This is a genomic window from Pseudomonas sp. 8209, from assembly GCF_028682105.1.
GTDB lineage: Bacteria > Pseudomonadota > Gammaproteobacteria > Pseudomonadales > Pseudomonadaceae > Aquipseudomonas > Aquipseudomonas palmensis.
In genome coordinates, this window is the sequence record NZ_JANIAH010000006.1 from 117,016 (window position 1) to 132,527 (window position 15,512).

13 protein-coding genes are annotated in these 15,512 nt (G+C 63.1%); 3 read left to right on the forward strand and 10 right to left on the reverse strand.

Going from position 1 to position 15,512, the window contains the following annotated elements; genetic code table 11:
• Positions 1-77: 77 nt before the first annotated feature.
• The 7 genes from NP552_RS14520 to NP552_RS14550 all read right to left on the reverse strand — a co-directional run bounded on the left by NP552_RS14520 (position 78) and on the right by NP552_RS14550 (position 8,377).
• Positions 78-971, reverse strand: a complete 894-nt coding sequence (locus tag NP552_RS14520; protein WP_229588987.1) for an ABC transporter permease subunit — start codon at positions 969-971, stop codon at positions 78-80.
• On the reverse strand, positions 968-1,849 hold the full coding sequence (locus NP552_RS14525) for an ABC transporter permease subunit (RefSeq protein WP_173925095.1): 882 nt from the start codon (positions 1,847-1,849) through the stop codon (positions 968-970). The genes NP552_RS14520 and NP552_RS14525 overlap by 4 nt, the downstream gene beginning before the upstream one ends.
• A 35-nt stretch (positions 1,850-1,884) precedes the next feature.
• The gene (locus NP552_RS14530; RefSeq protein ID WP_043863428.1) at positions 1,885-3,027 is read right to left on the reverse strand and encodes an ABC transporter ATP-binding protein; all 1,143 of its coding nucleotides are present in this window, start codon (positions 3,025-3,027) and stop codon (positions 1,885-1,887) included.
• Positions 3,028-3,085: 58 nt separating this feature from the next.
• Positions 3,086-4,180: a polyamine ABC transporter substrate-binding protein gene (locus NP552_RS14535; protein ID WP_043863427.1), complete on the reverse strand. Its 1,095-nt coding sequence runs from the start codon at positions 4,178-4,180 to the stop codon at positions 3,086-3,088.
• A 164-nt stretch (positions 4,181-4,344) separates the two neighbouring features.
• Positions 4,345-5,442, reverse strand: coding sequence for a polyamine ABC transporter substrate-binding protein (locus NP552_RS14540; protein ID WP_043863426.1), 1,098 nt, complete (start codon positions 5,440-5,442; stop codon positions 4,345-4,347).
• 169 nt (positions 5,443-5,611) lie between these two features.
• Entirely contained in the window at positions 5,612-6,970 is a 1,359-nt protein-coding gene (locus NP552_RS14545; protein WP_043863425.1) for an aspartate aminotransferase family protein, read from the reverse strand.
• 48 nt (positions 6,971-7,018) lie between these two features.
• Entirely contained in the window at positions 7,019-8,377 is a 1,359-nt protein-coding gene (locus NP552_RS14550; protein WP_043863424.1) for a glutamine synthetase family protein, read from the reverse strand.
• A gap of 603 nt (positions 8,378-8,980) precedes the next feature.
• Here NP552_RS14550 and NP552_RS14555 point away from each other — a divergent pair.
• Positions 8,981-10,357, forward strand: coding sequence for a glutamine synthetase family protein (locus tag NP552_RS14555; protein ID WP_043863423.1), 1,377 nt, complete (start codon positions 8,981-8,983; stop codon positions 10,355-10,357).
• 75 nt (positions 10,358-10,432) lie between these two features.
• On the opposite strand, the gene argA is transcribed toward NP552_RS14555, so the two are convergent.
• Positions 10,433-11,731: an amino-acid N-acetyltransferase gene (argA, locus tag NP552_RS14560; protein WP_043863422.1), complete on the reverse strand. Its 1,299-nt coding sequence runs from the start codon at positions 11,729-11,731 to the stop codon at positions 10,433-10,435.
• Between the two features lie 123 nt (positions 11,732-11,854).
• Positions 11,855-13,012, reverse strand: coding sequence for an acetylornithine deacetylase (argE, locus tag NP552_RS14565; RefSeq protein ID WP_236176470.1), 1,158 nt, complete (start codon positions 13,010-13,012; stop codon positions 11,855-11,857).
• A gap of 120 nt (positions 13,013-13,132) precedes the next feature.
• Between argE and NP552_RS14570 the strand changes: the two genes are divergently transcribed.
• Positions 13,133-14,500, forward strand: coding sequence for a CYTH domain-containing protein (locus tag NP552_RS14570; RefSeq protein ID WP_274096857.1), 1,368 nt, complete (start codon positions 13,133-13,135; stop codon positions 14,498-14,500).
• A 3-nt stretch (positions 14,501-14,503) separates the two neighbouring features.
• On the opposite strand, the gene NP552_RS14575 is transcribed toward NP552_RS14570, so the two are convergent.
• Complete coding sequence (locus NP552_RS14575) at positions 14,504-14,968, reverse strand: Lrp/AsnC family transcriptional regulator (RefSeq protein ID WP_043863419.1); 465 nt, start codon at positions 14,966-14,968, stop codon at positions 14,504-14,506.
• Between the two features lie 126 nt (positions 14,969-15,094).
• Between NP552_RS14575 and NP552_RS14580 the strand changes: the two genes are divergently transcribed.
• A complete protein-coding gene (locus NP552_RS14580; RefSeq protein ID WP_043863418.1) occupies positions 15,095-15,436 on the forward strand; it encodes a hypothetical protein in 342 nt (113 codons plus the stop codon).
• Positions 15,437-15,512 lie beyond the last annotated feature (76 nt).

Below are 15,512 nucleotides of genomic sequence, written 5' to 3' on the forward strand. Positions count from 1 at the left end.
CACGCCCGCTCCCACAGGGGTCTGCGGTGTTCGCAAAACCTGTGGGAGCGGGCGTGAACCGCGATGGCTTTTTCAGATCAGGCCGAGACCTGCGCCGCAGTGGCGCGGCGCACGTCCGGCTGCTTCCACGAGTCCGCGGCGCTTTCTTCGATGGCTTGCTGGATCGCGCGCCTGCGGCGCTCTTCGGCACGGCGGCTGAAGTACCAGACCATGAAGGTCACCAGCGACACGCTGAGCAGGATCAGGCTGGCCACCGCGTTGATCTCAGGCTTCACGCCAAGGCGCACCGCCGAGAACACTTCCATCGGCAAGGTGGTCGAACCCGGCCCGGACACGAAGCTGGCCAGCACCAGGTCGTCCAGCGACAGTGCGAACGACATCATGCCGCCCGCCGCCAGCGACGGCGCGATCATCGGGATGGTGATCAGGAAGAACACCTTCCACGGCCGCGCGCCCAGGTCCATGGCCGCCTCTTCGATGGACAGGTCCAGCTCGCGCAGGCGAGCCGACACCACCACCGCCACATAGGCGGCGCAGAACGTGGTGTGAGCGATCCAGATGGTGACGATGCCGCGCTCCTGCGGCCAGCCGATCATCTGCGCCATGGCCACGAACAGCAGCAACAGCGACAGACCGGTGATCACCTCAGGCATTACCAGCGGTGCGGTGACCAGGCCACCGAACAGCGTGCGCCCCTTGAAGCGGGTCACACGGGTCAGTACGAACGCCGCCAGGGTACCCAGCGCCACCGCGGCCACCGCGGTGTAGCAGGCGATCTCCAGCGAGCGCATCACCGAGCCCATCAGCTGGGTGTTGTCGAGCAGGCCCACGTACCACTTCACCGACCAGCCCCCCCACACCGTCACCAGCTTGGAGGCGTTGAACGAGTAGATCACCAGGATCAGCATGGGCAGGTAGATGAACAGCAGGCCTACCACCAACATCAGTTTGGAGAAACTGAAACGCTTCATGCCCTGCCCTCCATCTCTTTGGCCTGGCTGCGGTTGAACAGCAGGATGGGCACGATCAGGATTGCCAGCATCACCACCGCCAGGGCGGATGCCACCGGCCAGTCACGGTTGTTGAAGAATTCCTGCCACAGCACCTTGCCGATCATCAGTGTTTCCGGGCCGCCCAGCAGCTCGGGGATCACGAACTCGCCCACCACCGGGATGAACACCAGCATGCAGCCGGCCACGATGCCGTTCTTGGACAGCGGCACGGTGATTTTCCAGAAGCTGTTGAAGGTGCTCGAACCCAGGTCGGACGCCGCTTCCAGCAGGCTCTGGTCGTGTTTGACCAGGTTGGCGTAGAGCGGCAGGATCATGAACGGCAGGTACGAATAGACCACGCCGATATACACCGCCAGGTTGGTGTTGAGGATCTGCAGCGGCTGATCGATCAGCCCCAGCCACATCAGGAAGGCATTGAGCAGCCCGTTGTTGCTGAGGATGCCCATCCACGCATACACGCGGATCAGGATCGCCGTCCAGGTCGGCATCATGATCAGCAGCAGCAACACGGTCTGCATTTCCTTGCGCGCGTTGGCGATGGCGTAGGCCATCGGGTAGCCGATCGCCAGGCACAGGATCGTGCTGATCAGGGCCATCTTCAACGAGCCCAGGTAGGCCGCGATGTACAGCTCGTCCTCGGTCAACAGGCCATAGTTGGCCAGGTTGAGTACCAGCTGCACCTTGTCTTCGAGGTAGGTGAAGATCTCGGTGTACGGCGGGATCGCCACGTCGGCTTCGGCAAAGCTGATCTTCAGCACGATGAAGAACGGCAGCATGAAGAACAGGAACAGCCACAGGAACGGCACCCCGATCACCAGGTGACGCCCTTCGGGTATCAATCGCTGAAACGCTCGCTTGAGCTTGCGCGCTGTCATGACCGCAGGACCACGCCGCTGTCGTCTTCCCACCACACGTAGACCTGGTCATCCCAGGTCGGCCGGGTGCCCTGGCGCTCGGCGTTGGCGACGAATGACTGCACGATCTTGCCGCCTGGCAGCTCCACGTAGAACACCGAATGGCCACCCAGGTAGGCGATGTCATGCACCTTGCCGTGGGACCAGTTGAACTCGAAGCTCGGCTGCTCGGTGGTCACCAGCAGTTTTTCCGGACGCAGCGCATAGGTGATGCGCTTGTCTTCGACCGAGGTGGTCACACCGTGGCCCACGTAGATCTTGCGCTCGAGCTCGGGGCTGGCGATCAGCGCGTGGCCCTCGGCGTCCTCGACCACTTCGCCTTCGAACAGGTTGACGTTGCCGATGAACTCGCACACCAGGCGGCTGGTGGGGGTTTCGTAGATATCGATGGGGCTGCCGATCTGGGCAATCCAGCCCAGGTGCATGATCGCGATGCGCTGGGCCATGGTCATGGCCTCTTCCTGGTCGTGGGTCACCATCACGCAGGTCACGCCCACGCGCTCGATGATCTCCACCAGTTCCAGCTGCATCTGCGAACGCAGTTTCTTGTCCAGCGCGCCCATCGGCTCATCGAGCAGCAGCAGCTTGGGCCGCTTGGCCAGCGAACGGGCCAGGGCCACACGCTGGCGCTGGCCACCGGAGAGCTGGTGCGGCTTGCGCTTGGCGTACTGGGTCATGTGCACCAGCTTGAGCATCTCGGCCACCCGCGCCTCGATCTCGTCCTTGCTCATGCGGTCCTGCTTGAGGCCGAAGGCGATGTTGTCGGCCACGCTCATGTGCGGGAACAGCGCGTAGGACTGGAACATCATGTTGATCGGCCGCTCGTAGGGCGGCATATCGGTGATATCCACGCCATCGAGGAAGATCCGCCCTTCGGTCGGGCGCTCGAACCCCGCCAGCATGCGCAGCAAGGTGGACTTGCCCGAGCCGGAGCCACCGAGCAGCGCGAAGATCTCGCCCTTCTTGATCTCCAGGGACACATCGTCCACCGCTACGGTTTCGTCGAACTTCTTTGTAACCCGGTCGATCTTGACCAGCACCTGTTTAGGTTGCTGATCGCCTTCTAGGGCTTTCTTATAGGCACCGGAGGCAACTGCCATGTGTGAAACTCCCAACAAGATTTTGGTGCCCGCCCCTGCCGTGACGGGCCCTGGATAGTTACTTGCCCGACTTGATCTTGGTCCAGCTTCGGGTCATCAAACGTTGCACTTTGGGGGGTAACTCTGAGTTGACGTACAGCTTGTCCAGCACCTCTTGCGGTGGGTAAACCGCTGCGTCGGTTCGCACGCTCTGGTCCATGAGTTCGCCAGCCTTGGGGTTCGGGTTGGCGTAACCGACGTAATCGCTGACCTGGGCGATGACCTCAGGCTTGAGCAGATAGTTGATGAAGGCGTGGGCCTCTTTGACGTTCTTGGCGTCCTTGGGAATCGCCAGCATGTCGAACCAGAGGTTGCCGCCTTCCTTGGGGATCGCGTAGGCGATTTCCACGCCCTTGCCCGCCTCTTCGGCGCGGGACTTGGCCTGGAACACGTCGCCGGAGAAGCCGGCGGCCACGCAGATGTCGCCGTTGGCCAGGTCCGAGATGTACTTGGACGAGTGGAAGTAGGTCACGTAGGGCCGTATGGCCAGCAGCTTCTTCTCGGCGTCGGCGTAGTCCTTGGGGTTGGTGCTGTTGGGGTCGCGTCCCATGTAGTTGAGCACCGCCGGCAGCATCTCGTCGGCCGAGTCGAGGAACGCCACGCCGCACTTGGAGAGCTTCTTGATGTTTTCCGGCTCGAACAGCACGGCCCATGAATCGATGGTGTCGGTGCCCAGCGCGGCCTTGACCTTCTCGACGTTGTAGCCGATGCCATTGGTGCCCCACAGGTAGGGGACCGCGTACTGGTTGCCCGGGTCGTTCTTCTCCAGGCGCTTCATCAGGGCCGGGTCGAGATTTGAATAGTTGGGCAGCAGCGTCTTGTCGAGCTTCTGGAACGCGCCCGCCTTGATCTGCTTGCCGAGGAAATGGTTGGACGGCACCACCACGTCATAGCCGGTGCGACCGGCCAGCAGCTTGCCTTCCAGGGTTTCGTTGGAATCGAAGACGTCCTGCACCGGCTTGATGCCGGTCTCCTTTTCGAAGTCCGCAAGGGTGGTCTGGCCGATGTAGTCCGACCAGTTGTAGATATGCACCGTGGGCGCCGCCTGGACACTGATCGCCAGCGTCAGGCTCGCTGTGGCCAGGACGGCCTTGCGAAAATGTGAAGTAGACAAGTGGGAGGTCCTCTACAAAAGTGCCCGAGTCGTTTGGCAGATACGCCTGCGGTACCGGCAAACCGGCGCGCAACTTACCTTCGATACACCCATCGAGCAAAAAGAATTTGCCCTCGAGCCCCGTTCAGGCACTGTTTTTCAGTGCCTGACGGGAAAAACCGGGTTTATTTGCCCGATTTGATCTTGGTCCAGCTGCGGGTGATCAGGCGCAGGGTGCCTGCATCCAGGTCGCTGATCGCGTACAGGTGCTTCTTCACTTCATCCGACGGGTAGATGCTCGGGTCGCCGGAGATGTCCTTGTCCACCAGAGCGGTGGCTGCCTTGTTGCCGTTCGGGAAGCGCACGGCGTTGGTGATCTCGGCCATGACTTCCGGCTGCATCAGGAAGTCCATGAACTTGTAGGCTGCTTCGACATTGGTGGCGTCCTTGGGAATCGCGACCATGTCATAGAAGGTGCCGGCGCCTTCTTTCGGAATGCTGTAGGCCAGCTTGACCTTGTCGCCCGCTTCGTGGGCACGGGCCTTGGACTGCTCCAGGTCACCCGAGTAACCCACGGCCACGCAGATGTTGCCGTTGGCCAGGTCCGAGATGTACTTGGAGGAATGGAAGTACGCCACCGATGGGCGAATGCTCAGGAACAGGTCTTCGGCGGCCTTCAGGTCTGCCTTGTCCTTGCTGTTGGTCGGCTTGCCCAGGTAATGCAGGGCCGCCGGGATCATTTCGGTCGGTGCGTCGAGGAAACTCACGCCGCAGCTCTTGAGCTTGGCGATGTTTTCCGGCTTGAACACCACGTCCCACGAGTCGATCTTGTCGACGCCCAGCGCGGCCTTGACCTTCTCGGGGTTGTAGCCGATGCCGATGCTGCCCCACATGTACGGGAAGGCATGCTTGTTGCCCTGGTCACTGGCATCGCCCACGGCCTTGAGCAGGTCTTCGTCGAGGTTCTTCCAGTTCGGCAGCTTGGACTTGTCCAGCTCCTGATACACACCGGCCTTGATCTGCTTGGCCAGGAAGTTGTTGGACGGTACCACCACGTCGTAGCCCGACTTGCCGGCCAGCAGCTTGGCTTCCAGGGTTTCGTTGCTGTCGAACACGTCGTAGACCACCTTGATGCCCGACTGCTTCTCGAACTTGGCGATGGTGTCCGGCGCAATGTAGTCGGACCAGTTGTAGACGTGCAGCACCTTGTCGTCCGCCTGAACAGCACCGGCCATCAACCCCGCGAGGGTAGCGGCCAACAGCGTCTTGCCCATTTTCTTCATGCGTAATGCTCCAGAATTTTTTATAGAAACCATCTGTTCAGCGACCGACTCGTTCGGCGCAAGCGCTGGGCGACTGAAACAGTCGCTAGTCTGGCAAGATCCACGGCGCGGTTTCAACCAGAGTGCGCCGCAGATCGCCATTCAACCCAAGGCTGAGCCTAGCACCTGCTCACTTCAACGCTTCGAGCGTCAGGTCCAGGCATTTGCGTGCCTTTTCCACCAGCTCGTCGATCTCCTCGCAGGTGATGACCAGCGGCGGCGCGATGATCATGGTGTCGCCCACGGCGCGCATGATCAGCCCGTTGTCGAAGCAGAACTGGCGGCAGATCATGCCCACGCCCTTGCCCTCGTAACGGGTGCGGGTCGCCTTGTCCTTGACCAGCTCGATCGCGCCAAGCATGCCCAGGCCACGGACCTCGCCCACCAGCGGATGATCGTTCAGCTCACGCAGACGTTTCTGCAAATACGGTGCCGTTTCTGCCTGAACGCGCTCGATGATTTTCTCGTCGCGCAGGATCCGCAGGTTTTCCAGGGCCACCGCTGCCGCCACCGGGTGGCCGCTATAGGTGAAGCCGTGGTTGAAGTCGCCGCCTTCGCTGAGCACGGCCGCCACTTCGTCACGCACGATCACGCCGCCCATGGGGATGTAGCCCGAAGTCAGGCCCTTGGCGATGGTCATCAGGTCGGGCTTGAGGCCGTAGTAGTCGGTACCGAACCACTGGCCGGTACGACCGAAACCGCAGATCACCTCATCGGCAATGAACAGGATTTCGTACTTGGCGAGGATTTCCTTGATCTTCGGCCAGTAGGTTTCTGGTGGGATGATCACCCCGCCAGCACCTTGGATCGGCTCGGCGATAAAGGCGGCCACGTTGTCTTCGCCGACTTCGAGGATCTTCTTCTCCAGTTGCTCGGCGGCCCATACGCCGAACGCGTCCGGGGTCATGTCGCCGCCTTCGCCGAACCAGTACGGCTGCGCAATATGCACGATGCCCGGCAGCGTACCGCCCTGCTCGTGCATGCCGCTCATGCCGCCCAGGGCAGCGCCGGCCACGGTGGAGCCGTGATAGCCGTTGACCCGACCGATGATCACCTGCTTCTGCGGCTTGCCCTTGAGCGCCCAGTAATGGCGGACCATGCGCAGGTTGGTGTCATTGCCTTCGGAGCCGGAGCCGGTGAAGAACACATGGCTCATGCCCGCAGGGGCCACCTCGGTGATCGCCCGGGCCAGCTCCAGCGCCGGCGGGTGGGCGGTCTGGAAGAACAGGTTGTAGTACGGCAGCTCGCGCATCTGGCTGGCTGCCGCCTCGGCCAGTTCTTCACGGCCGTAGCCGACGGCCACGCACCACAGCCCGGCCATGCCGTCGAGGATCTTGTTGCCCTCGCTGTCCCACAGGTGCACGCCCTTGGCCTTGGTGATGATCCGCGGGCCTTTTTCCTTCAGCTGCTTGTAGTCGCTGAACGGCGCCAGGTGATGATCACGACTCAGGTCTTGCCACTCGCGGGTTTGCGGGTTCTTGACGCTCATGTGCTTCTCCGATGACTGACGGCCGCGCTCCTGCGGCCCCGGGGTTTATCAGACCGCGAACAGCAGGAACTCGCGTTCCCAGGAGCTGATCACGCGTTTGAAATTTTCATGCTCGGCGCGTTTGGTGGCGACGTAGCCTGCGATGAATTTCTTGCCCAGGTACGGCTCCAGCGCGCTGCAGTTCTCCATGCGTTCAAGGGCGTCCTCGATGGTCAGCGGCAGGCGCAGGTTGCGCCGCTCGTAACCGCGACCCTTGACCGGCGCGCTGGGGTTGATGCCTTCGACCATGCCGATGTAGCCGCACAACAGGCTGGCGGCAATCGCCAGGTAAGGGTTGGCGTCGGCGCCGGGCAGGCGGTTTTCCACACGCCGGTTCTGCGGGCCGGCATCCGGCACGCGCAGGCCCACGGTGCGGTTCTCCTCGCCCCACTCCACGTTCACCGGCGCCGAGGTGTCGGGCAGGAAGCGGCGGAACGAGTTGACGTTGGGGGCAAACAGCGGCAGCACCGACGGGATGAACTTCTGCAGGCCACCGACGTGGTGCAGGAACAGCTGGCTCATGCTGCCGTCTTCGTTGGAGAAGATGTTCTTGCCGGTGTTCACGTCGATGATGCTCTGGTGCAGGTGCATCGCGCTGCCCGGCTCGCCGGTCATGGGCTTGGCCATGAAGGTGGCGGCGACGTTGTGCTTGAGCGCGGCCTCGCGCATGGTGCGCTTGAACACCAGGATCTGGTCGGCCAGTGACAGCGCGTTGCCGTGACGGAAGTTGATTTCCATCTGCGCGGTGCCGTCCTCGTGGATCAGCGTGTCCAGGTCCAGGTGCTGCAGTTCGCACCAGTCGTAGACGTCCTCGAACAGCGGGTCGAATTCGTTGGCGGCCTCGATGGAGAACGACTGGCGACCGGTTTCGGGGCGACCGGAGCGACCGATGGGCGGCTGCAGCGGGAAGTCCGGGTCCTCGCAGCGCTTGGTCAGGTAGAACTCCATCTCCGGCGCCACGATCGGCTGCCAGCCTTTGTCGGCGTAGAGCTTCAAGACCTTCTTGAGCACGTTGCGCGGCGACAGCTCGACCGGGTTTCCCTGCTTGTCGTAGGTGTCGTGGATCACCTGCGCGGTGGGCTCGATGGCCCATGGCACCAGGAATACCGCGTTCTCGTCGGGGCGACAGATCATGTCGATGTCGGCCGGATCGAGCAGCTCGTAATAGATGTCATCGTCGACGTAGTCGCCGGTCACCGTCTGCAACAGCACACTTTCGGGCAGGCGCATGCCCTTTTCGGCAATGAACTTGTTGGTGGGGGAGATCTTGCCGCGCGTGATACCGGTGAGGTCGCTGATCAGACACTCGACTTCGGTGATCTTGTGCTCTTTCAACCAATCGGTGAGCTGGTCGAGGTTGTTACTCATAAATACCTCAGGAGGTAAATGTCTGGACTGACGTCAGGACGCCCAGGCTGGGCCGTCCTGCTCATTCTGGATGCCGCACGACGCTAAAGCAAAGCACCTGCCACGGGGCGAACGCGCAGGGCAATACCCGCTGGGCCGCCTGGCCGGCTATAGTGGTGGCAGTCGATTACAGAAGAGGGTGCGATACCGGGCATGCAGCCCAGGCCGTCAATTATTGCGGCCAGGTGGCGGCGCACGGCCACGCGGTATCTGCCGTGGGTGCGGCGGGCGTGCAGACCGATCCGCGCGGTGCGGCCGGTGACGCCGATTGTCGGCTGGCGAGACATGTAACCCCCGGTATTATTGCTGTTATGGGTTGCAACCGAGCTTAGCCTTGTTCATTTTTTTACACAACACCCCTGTAAAAAATAGAATACGGCCCGCTCAAAGTCGCTGTCTCGCTACCAAAGCAGGCCTTGTCGACGCCCTCATTTGCAGCAAAAATGCCGCTTCAGCGCCGTTTTAGGGCATGATGGGGCTGGCTTGACTTCAGCAGGGCTTTCGCGTTGACTGAACCTGCAAGCCCCCATTGATTGATATTTTTAACAACAAAGGTGTTGCATCATGTCGGTACCCCCGCGTGCCGTTCAGCTTAACGAAGCGAACGCGTTCCTTAAGGAACATCCTGAGGTTCTCTACGTTGACCTTCTGATTGCAGATATGAATGGTGTGGTGCGTGGCAAGCGCATCGAACGCACGAGCCTGCACAAGGTTTACGAGAAAGGCATCAACCTGCCGGCCTCCCTCTTCGCCCTGGACATCAACGGTTCCACCGTCGAAAGCACCGGCCTGGGCCTGGACATCGGCGATGCCGACCGTATCTGCTATCCCATCCCCGGCACCCTCTCCAACGAGCCCTGGCAGAAGCGCCCTACCGCGCAGCTGCTGATGACCATGCACGAGCTCGAGGGCGAGCCGTTCTTCGCCGACCCGCGTGAAGTGCTGCGCCAGGTGGTGAGCAAGTTCGACGACCTGGGCCTGACCATCTGCGCCGCGTTCGAGCTGGAGTTCTACCTGATCGACCAGGAGAACGTGAACGGCCGTCCACAGCCGCCGCGCTCGCCGATCTCGGGCAAGCGTCCGATCTCCACCCAGGTGTACCTGATCGACGACCTCGACGAGTACGTCGACTGTCTGCAGGACATTCTGGAAGGTGCCAAGGAACAAGGCATCCCGGCTGATGCCATCGTCAAGGAAAGTGCCCCGGCGCAGTTCGAAGTGAACCTGCACCACGTGGCCGACCCGATCAAGGCCTGCGACTACGCGGTACTGCTCAAGCGTCTGATCAAGAACATCGCCTACGACCATGAGATGGACACCACCTTCATGGCCAAGCCGTACCCTGGCCAGGCGGGCAATGGTCTGCACGTGCATATCTCGGTGCTGGACAAGGATGGCAAGAACATCTTTACCAGCGAGGATCCCGAGCAGAACGCCGCATTGCGTCACGCGATCGGCGGTGTGCTCGAGACCCTGCCGGCGTCGATGGCGTTCCTGTGCCCGAACGTCAACTCGTACCGCCGTTTTGGTGCCCAGTTCTACGTGCCCAACTCCCCGACCTGGGGCCTGGACAACCGTACCGTGGCCTTGCGCGTACCGACCGGCACGCCGGACGCCGTGCGCCTGGAGCACCGTGTGGCCGGTGCCGACGCCAACCCGTACCTGCTGATGGCAGCCGTACTGGCGGGCGTGCACCACGGTCTGACCAACAAGGTCGAACCGGGCCCGGCGATGGTGGGCAACTCCTACGAGCAGAACGAGCAGAGCCTGCCGAACAACCTGCGGGATGCACTGCGCGAGCTGGACGACAGCGAGATCATGGCCAAGTACATCGATCCGAAGTACATCGATATCTTCGTGGCCTGCAAGGAAAGCGAGCTGGAGGAGTTCGAACACTCCATCTCCGACCTTGAGTACAACTGGTACCTGCACACCGTGTAAGGTCCATTCGCCGGCAAGGCCGGCTCCTACAGGGTCGATGTGACCGTGTAGGAGCCGGCCTTGCCGGCGAAGCCCTTAAAGCGCCTTCTCGAAGATCTTCGAATTGCGCTGGTAGTTGTACAGCGAAGCCCGCGCCGCAGGCAGCCGCTCCACCTCGCTGGGCACGAAGCCGCGTTCGCGGAACCAGTGCGCCGTGCGCGTCGTCAGCACGAACAAGGTCTTCAAGCCCATCTCCCGCGCACGCGTCTCGATGCGCTCCAGCAACTCGTCGCCACGCCCGCCATGCCGGTATTCCGGGTTCACCGCCAGGCACGCCAACTCGCCCGCCTCCGAATCGGCGATCGGGTACAGCGCCGCGCAGGCAATGATCATCCCCTCGCGCTCCACCACACTGAACTGCTCGATCTCGCGCTCCAGCACCTCGCGCGAACGCCGCACCAGGATGCCCTGCTCTTCCAGCGGGCTGATCAGGTCCAGCAGGCCGCCGACATCCTCGATGGCCGCCTCGCGCACCTTCTCGAACTGTTCCTGAGCCACCAGCGTGCCGCCACCGTCACGGGTGAACAGCTCGGTGAGCAGCGCACCGTCCTCGGCATAGCTGACGATGTGGCTGCGCGCCACACCGCCACGGCAGGCTTCGGCGGCCGCGTCCAGCAGCTCGCCCTGATAGTCCGAGCCCAGGCGCTGCAGATGCGCCGGCACCTGCTGCGGGCGCAGCTCACGCACCAGCCTGCCGCTCTCATCCATCAGCCCGCGCTCGGCGCCGAACAGCAGCAGCTTGTCGGCCCCCAGCTCGATGGCCGCACGGGTGGCGACGTCTTCGCAGGCCAGGTTGAAGATCTCGCCGGTGGGCGAATAGCCCAGCGGCGACAGCAGCACGATGGAGCGCTCGTCGAGCAGGCGATTGATGCCCTTGCGATCGACCCGGCGCACCTCGCCGGTGTGGTGATAATCGACGCCTTCGAGCACGCCGATGGGGCGCGCCGTGACCAGGTTGCCGGCGGCCACGCGCAGGCGCGAACCCTGCATCGGCGAGGCGGCCATGTCCATCGACAGGCGCGCCTCGATGGCGATGCGCAGGTGGCCGACCGCGTCGATCACGCATTCCAGGGTGGCCGCATCGGTGATGCGCAGGCCGTGATGGTAGTGCGCGCTCAGGCCGCGGGCGGCCAGGCGGCTTTCGATCTGCGGGCGCGAACCGTGCACCAGCACCAGGCGCACGCCCAGGCTGTGCAGCAGCACCAGGTCGTGGACGATATTGCCGAAGTTGGGGTGCTCGACCCCGTCACCGGGCAGCATGACCACGAAGGTGCAGTCGCGGTGGGCATTGATGTAAGGCGAAGCATGACGCAGCCAATTGACGTATTCGGGCATAACCAGAGCCTGTAGAAACCTGTGGAAAAAGGACAAGAACGGAAAAGCACACAGCGCTCGAAGGGTTATCGTCGCAACAGGTCTGGCGTCACGCGCATTCTCCTTGGGTAAAAACGGTTGAAATCAGCGGGCAATTACCGGGTTGAGGCAATAATGCCCGATCAGCTCACGCAATAGACGCACGGTAGGCTCCAGGCGTGACATTTCGAGGTATTCGCCCGGCTGATGGGCACAGCTGATGTCGCCGGGGCCCAGCACCAGGGTTTCGCAGCCCAGACGTTGAAGGTAAGGCGCCTCGGTACCAAAGGCCACCGCCTCGGCCGTATGCCCGCTAAGACGCTCGGCCACGCGCACCAGTTCGGCGTCGGCGGCCTGCTCGAACGGCGGCACCTCGGGAAACAGCGGCGCGTAGTCGATCTGCACCTGGTGCTGTTCGGCCAGCGGCGCCAGCTTGCTGCGGATCGCCGCACGCAGCACTTCCGGGTCCATCCCCGGCAGTGGGCGCAGGTCGAATTCCAGTGCGCACTGCCCGCAGATACGGTTGGGGTTGTCGCCACCGTGGATGCAGCCGAAGTTCATGGTCGGCTGCGGCACGCTGAACTGGGCGTTGCTGTACTGCTGCTGCCATTGCCGGCGCAGGCCCATCAGCTCGCCCATCACCGCATGCATCGCCTCCGAGGCGCTGTGGCCCAGGCTCGGGTCGGACGAATGACCGCTGCGCCCGAGGATATCGATGCGCTCCATCATCACCCCCTTGTGCAGGCGGATCGGGCGCAGCCCGGTCGGCTCGCCGATCACCGCTGCACGGCCCAGCGGGCGGCCGGCATCGGCCAGGGCGCGGGCGCCGGACATCGAACTTTCCTCGTCGCAGGTGGCCAGGATCAGCAGCGGCTGCCTGAACGGCTGCTCGAGCAGCGGGCGTACCGCTTCGATCACCAGGGCGAAGAAGCCCTTCATGTCGCAACTGCCAAGGCCCACCCAGCGCCCGTCAACCTCGGTCAGCTTGAGCGGATCGGTCTGCCACAGCTGCGGGTCATAGGGCACCGTGTCGCTGTGCCCGGCCAGCACCAGGCCGCCGGGGCCGCTGCCGTAGCTGGCCAGCAGGTTGAACTTGCCCGGCGTCACCTCCTGCAGCTCGCAGGCAAAACCCAGGTCACCCAGCCAGGTGGCCAGCAGGTCGATCACCGCGCGGTTGGACTGGTCCAGGCTCGGCTGGGTGCAACTGACCGACGGCGTGGCGATCAGGGCGGCGAACTGGTCTTTGAGCGGCGGCAAAGGCATGCGCATTCTCCTCGGTACGAGGCCCATCATAGGGCTATCGGGCACCTGGAATAAACCGTCAGCGGCCGACTCCTGTACACTGCACGGCCAAGACGCACCCAGTCATCGAGCCTGCCAGCAATGAACAAAGAAACCGAACTCAAACTGCGGGTCAGCCGCGAGACCCTCGCTGCCCTGCGCGAACACCCGTTGCTGAAGAAGCGCAACAAGTCCGGCTGGCAGCAGCGCGAGCTGCTCAATCAATATTTCGATACCCCAGAACGCGACCTGGCCGCGGCCAAGGTGGCCCTGCGCCTGCGCCGTGACGGCGACGTGGTGATCCAGACCCTCAAGGCCCGTGGCCACAGCACCGCCGGGCTGTCGGTACGCAACGAGCACGAATGGCAGCTGCCCAAGGCCAAGCTCGACCTCAAGAAGCTCGACGAGCAGGTATGGCCGGCCGAGCTGGCCGACCTGGACAAGAAAACCATCAAGCCGCTGTTCAGCACCGACTTCACCCGCGAATACGCCGAAATCGCCTGGGGCCGTGGCAAGGCCAAGGTGGTCATCGAGGCTGCGCTGGACCTGGGCCATGTAGTGGCCGGCAAGCAGAAGGAAGCCATCTGCGAGCTGGAGCTGGAACTGCGTGAAGGCGACCCGGCCGCACTGCTGGAACTGGCCGCCGAGCTGGCCGCCAGCCTGCCGCTGATGCCGTGCGACATCAGCAAGGCCGAACGCGGCTACCGCCTGCTCGACCCCTCGAGCTTCGCCGTGAGCCTGCCGCCTGCTGAACTGAACGCCGAGATGCCGCTGGACGATGCCTTCGCGGCACTGGCCTGGCACCTGCTGGGCAGCAGCCAGCGCCTGGCCGAGCAGTACCTGTTCAACGGACACTGGCGCCTGCTGCAGGACTGGGTCCAGAGCCTGGCCGAACTGCGCGCCCTGCTCGGCAGCCTGGGCCAGGCCGCGCCGCGCCCGACCACCAGCGCCCTGCGTGCCAGCCTCGACGCCCTGCTCGAGGACTGGCGCCCGCTGGTACTGGCTGGCAACGACGACGAAGACGTGCGCCGCGCGGCGCCCGAGCAGTTCGCCGAAGAACTGCTCGACACCCGCTGGGGCCAGTTCTCGCTGGACACCTCGCGCTGGCTGCTGGCCCGTGGCTGGACCGTCGAGCGCAACAAGCGTGGCGACCGCCAGGGCGCTGCGCAACTGGGCAACTGGCTCAAGGTGCTGCTGTCGGACGAAGCCAACGCGCTGCAACTGCCGCTGTACCACCGCCAGCCTGAAGACCTGGCCGAACAGCTGCCGCGCATCGAGCGCCTGCTGGCCTGGCTGCACCATGCCCGCCAGGTGCTGGAAAGCCCCGACCTGGACCGCCTGTTCGGCGAGCTGAACAAGCTGCACGAACTGGCCAACCTGCCAATCAGCGACGACGTGCTCGAAGCCCGTGTGCATCAGGCCATGGCGGTGTTCCAGAGCCGCGGCTGGAAGCACCTGCTGCGCAAGTGACGGCTACACCGGCAAGCTGGTCGTGGACTTGATTTCGGACAAGGCCACGATCGAGTTGACCTCCTGGATCCCCGGCACCATCGACAGCTTTTCGAAGAAGAACCGTTCGTAGGCTTCGATGTCCGGGGTGACGATGCGCAGCAGGAAGTCCACTGCGCCCATCAGCACATAGCATTCCAGCACCTCGGGAAACTCGCGGATCGCCTCGGTGAATTCGGCGAAGTTGGTCCGCCCGTGGGCGTTGAGTTTGACCTCGGCGAAAATCTGCGTGTTCAGGCCGATCTTCTTGCGATCGAGCAGCGTCACCTGCCCGCGAATCACCCCCTCCTCCTTGAGCCGCTGGATCCGCCGCCAGCACGGCGACTGCGACAGGCCGACCCGTTCGGCAATCTGTGCGCTGGACAGCGACGCATCCTCCTGCAGCAGAGCCAGGATACGTCGGTCGTAGGCGTCCAGTTGGCTTTGCATGTTTTATCCCCTCAAGGCGCCATTAATGAATCGAACAATGCGCAGATTACGCAGATCGCTCGATCATAGAGAAAAAATACCCGGTTGAAGATGTAAAAATTCCTCCATCGAAACCGGAGATTTCCCATGAGCGCCCACGAACGGCTGGACAGCCCCGTCACCCCGCTGCGCAGCGATGTCTGGGCCGCCAATGCTGCGCACAGCAGCGTGCGCTACAGCCTGCAGGTGGAAGCCGAGCCGGACAGCCTGTGCCGCGTGCTCAACCTGTTCGCCCTGCAGTTCCTTACCCCGCACCAGGTACAGATGCAGCAGCAGGACGACCTGTTGAACCTGGAGATCGGCGTAGCCGGGCTGAGCTGGCACCGCGCCGAACTGATTGCACAGAAAATGCGCAACCTGATCTGTGTCGCCCAGGTCAGCGTCGAACCCCTGGCGGCCTCGCGCATGCCGTTGCAGCAGGCACGCTGAACAGAAAAATCCGGCAACCCTTGCGACAGGCCCTGTGGTCCGCTGGCAGCTAGCCTTGGCTGGCCGCCCGACCTTC

Excerpts from the sequence above, each read along its gene's own strand:
- NP552_RS14520 (WP_229588987.1), bottom strand. The coding sequence starts at position 971 with ATGAAGCGTTTCAGTTTCTCCAAACTGATGTTGGTGGTAGGCCTGCTG.
- NP552_RS14530 (WP_043863428.1), bottom strand. The coding sequence starts at position 3,027 with ATGGCAGTTGCCTCCGGTGCCTATAAGAAAGCCCTAGAAGGCGATCAG.
- NP552_RS14540 (WP_043863426.1), bottom strand. The coding sequence starts at position 5,442 with ATGAAGAAAATGGGCAAGACGCTGTTGGCCGCTACCCTCGCGGGGTTG.
- NP552_RS14545 (WP_043863425.1), bottom strand. The coding sequence starts at position 6,970 with ATGAGCGTCAAGAACCCGCAAACCCGCGAGTGGCAAGACCTGAGTCGT.
- NP552_RS14550 (WP_043863424.1), bottom strand. The coding sequence starts at position 8,377 with ATGAGTAACAACCTCGACCAGCTCACCGATTGGTTGAAAGAGCACAAG.
- NP552_RS14555 (WP_043863423.1), top strand. The coding sequence starts at position 8,981 with ATGTCGGTACCCCCGCGTGCCGTTCAGCTTAACGAAGCGAACGCGTTC.
- argA (WP_043863422.1), bottom strand. The coding sequence starts at position 11,731 with ATGCCCGAATACGTCAATTGGCTGCGTCATGCTTCGCCTTACATCAAT.
- argE (WP_236176470.1), bottom strand. The coding sequence starts at position 13,012 with ATGCCTTTGCCGCCGCTCAAAGACCAGTTCGCCGCCCTGATCGCCACG.
- NP552_RS14570 (WP_274096857.1), top strand. The coding sequence starts at position 13,133 with ATGAACAAAGAAACCGAACTCAAACTGCGGGTCAGCCGCGAGACCCTC.
- NP552_RS14575 (WP_043863419.1), bottom strand. The coding sequence starts at position 14,968 with ATGCAAAGCCAACTGGACGCCTACGACCGACGTATCCTGGCTCTGCTG.
- NP552_RS14580 (WP_043863418.1), top strand. The coding sequence starts at position 15,095 with ATGAGCGCCCACGAACGGCTGGACAGCCCCGTCACCCCGCTGCGCAGC.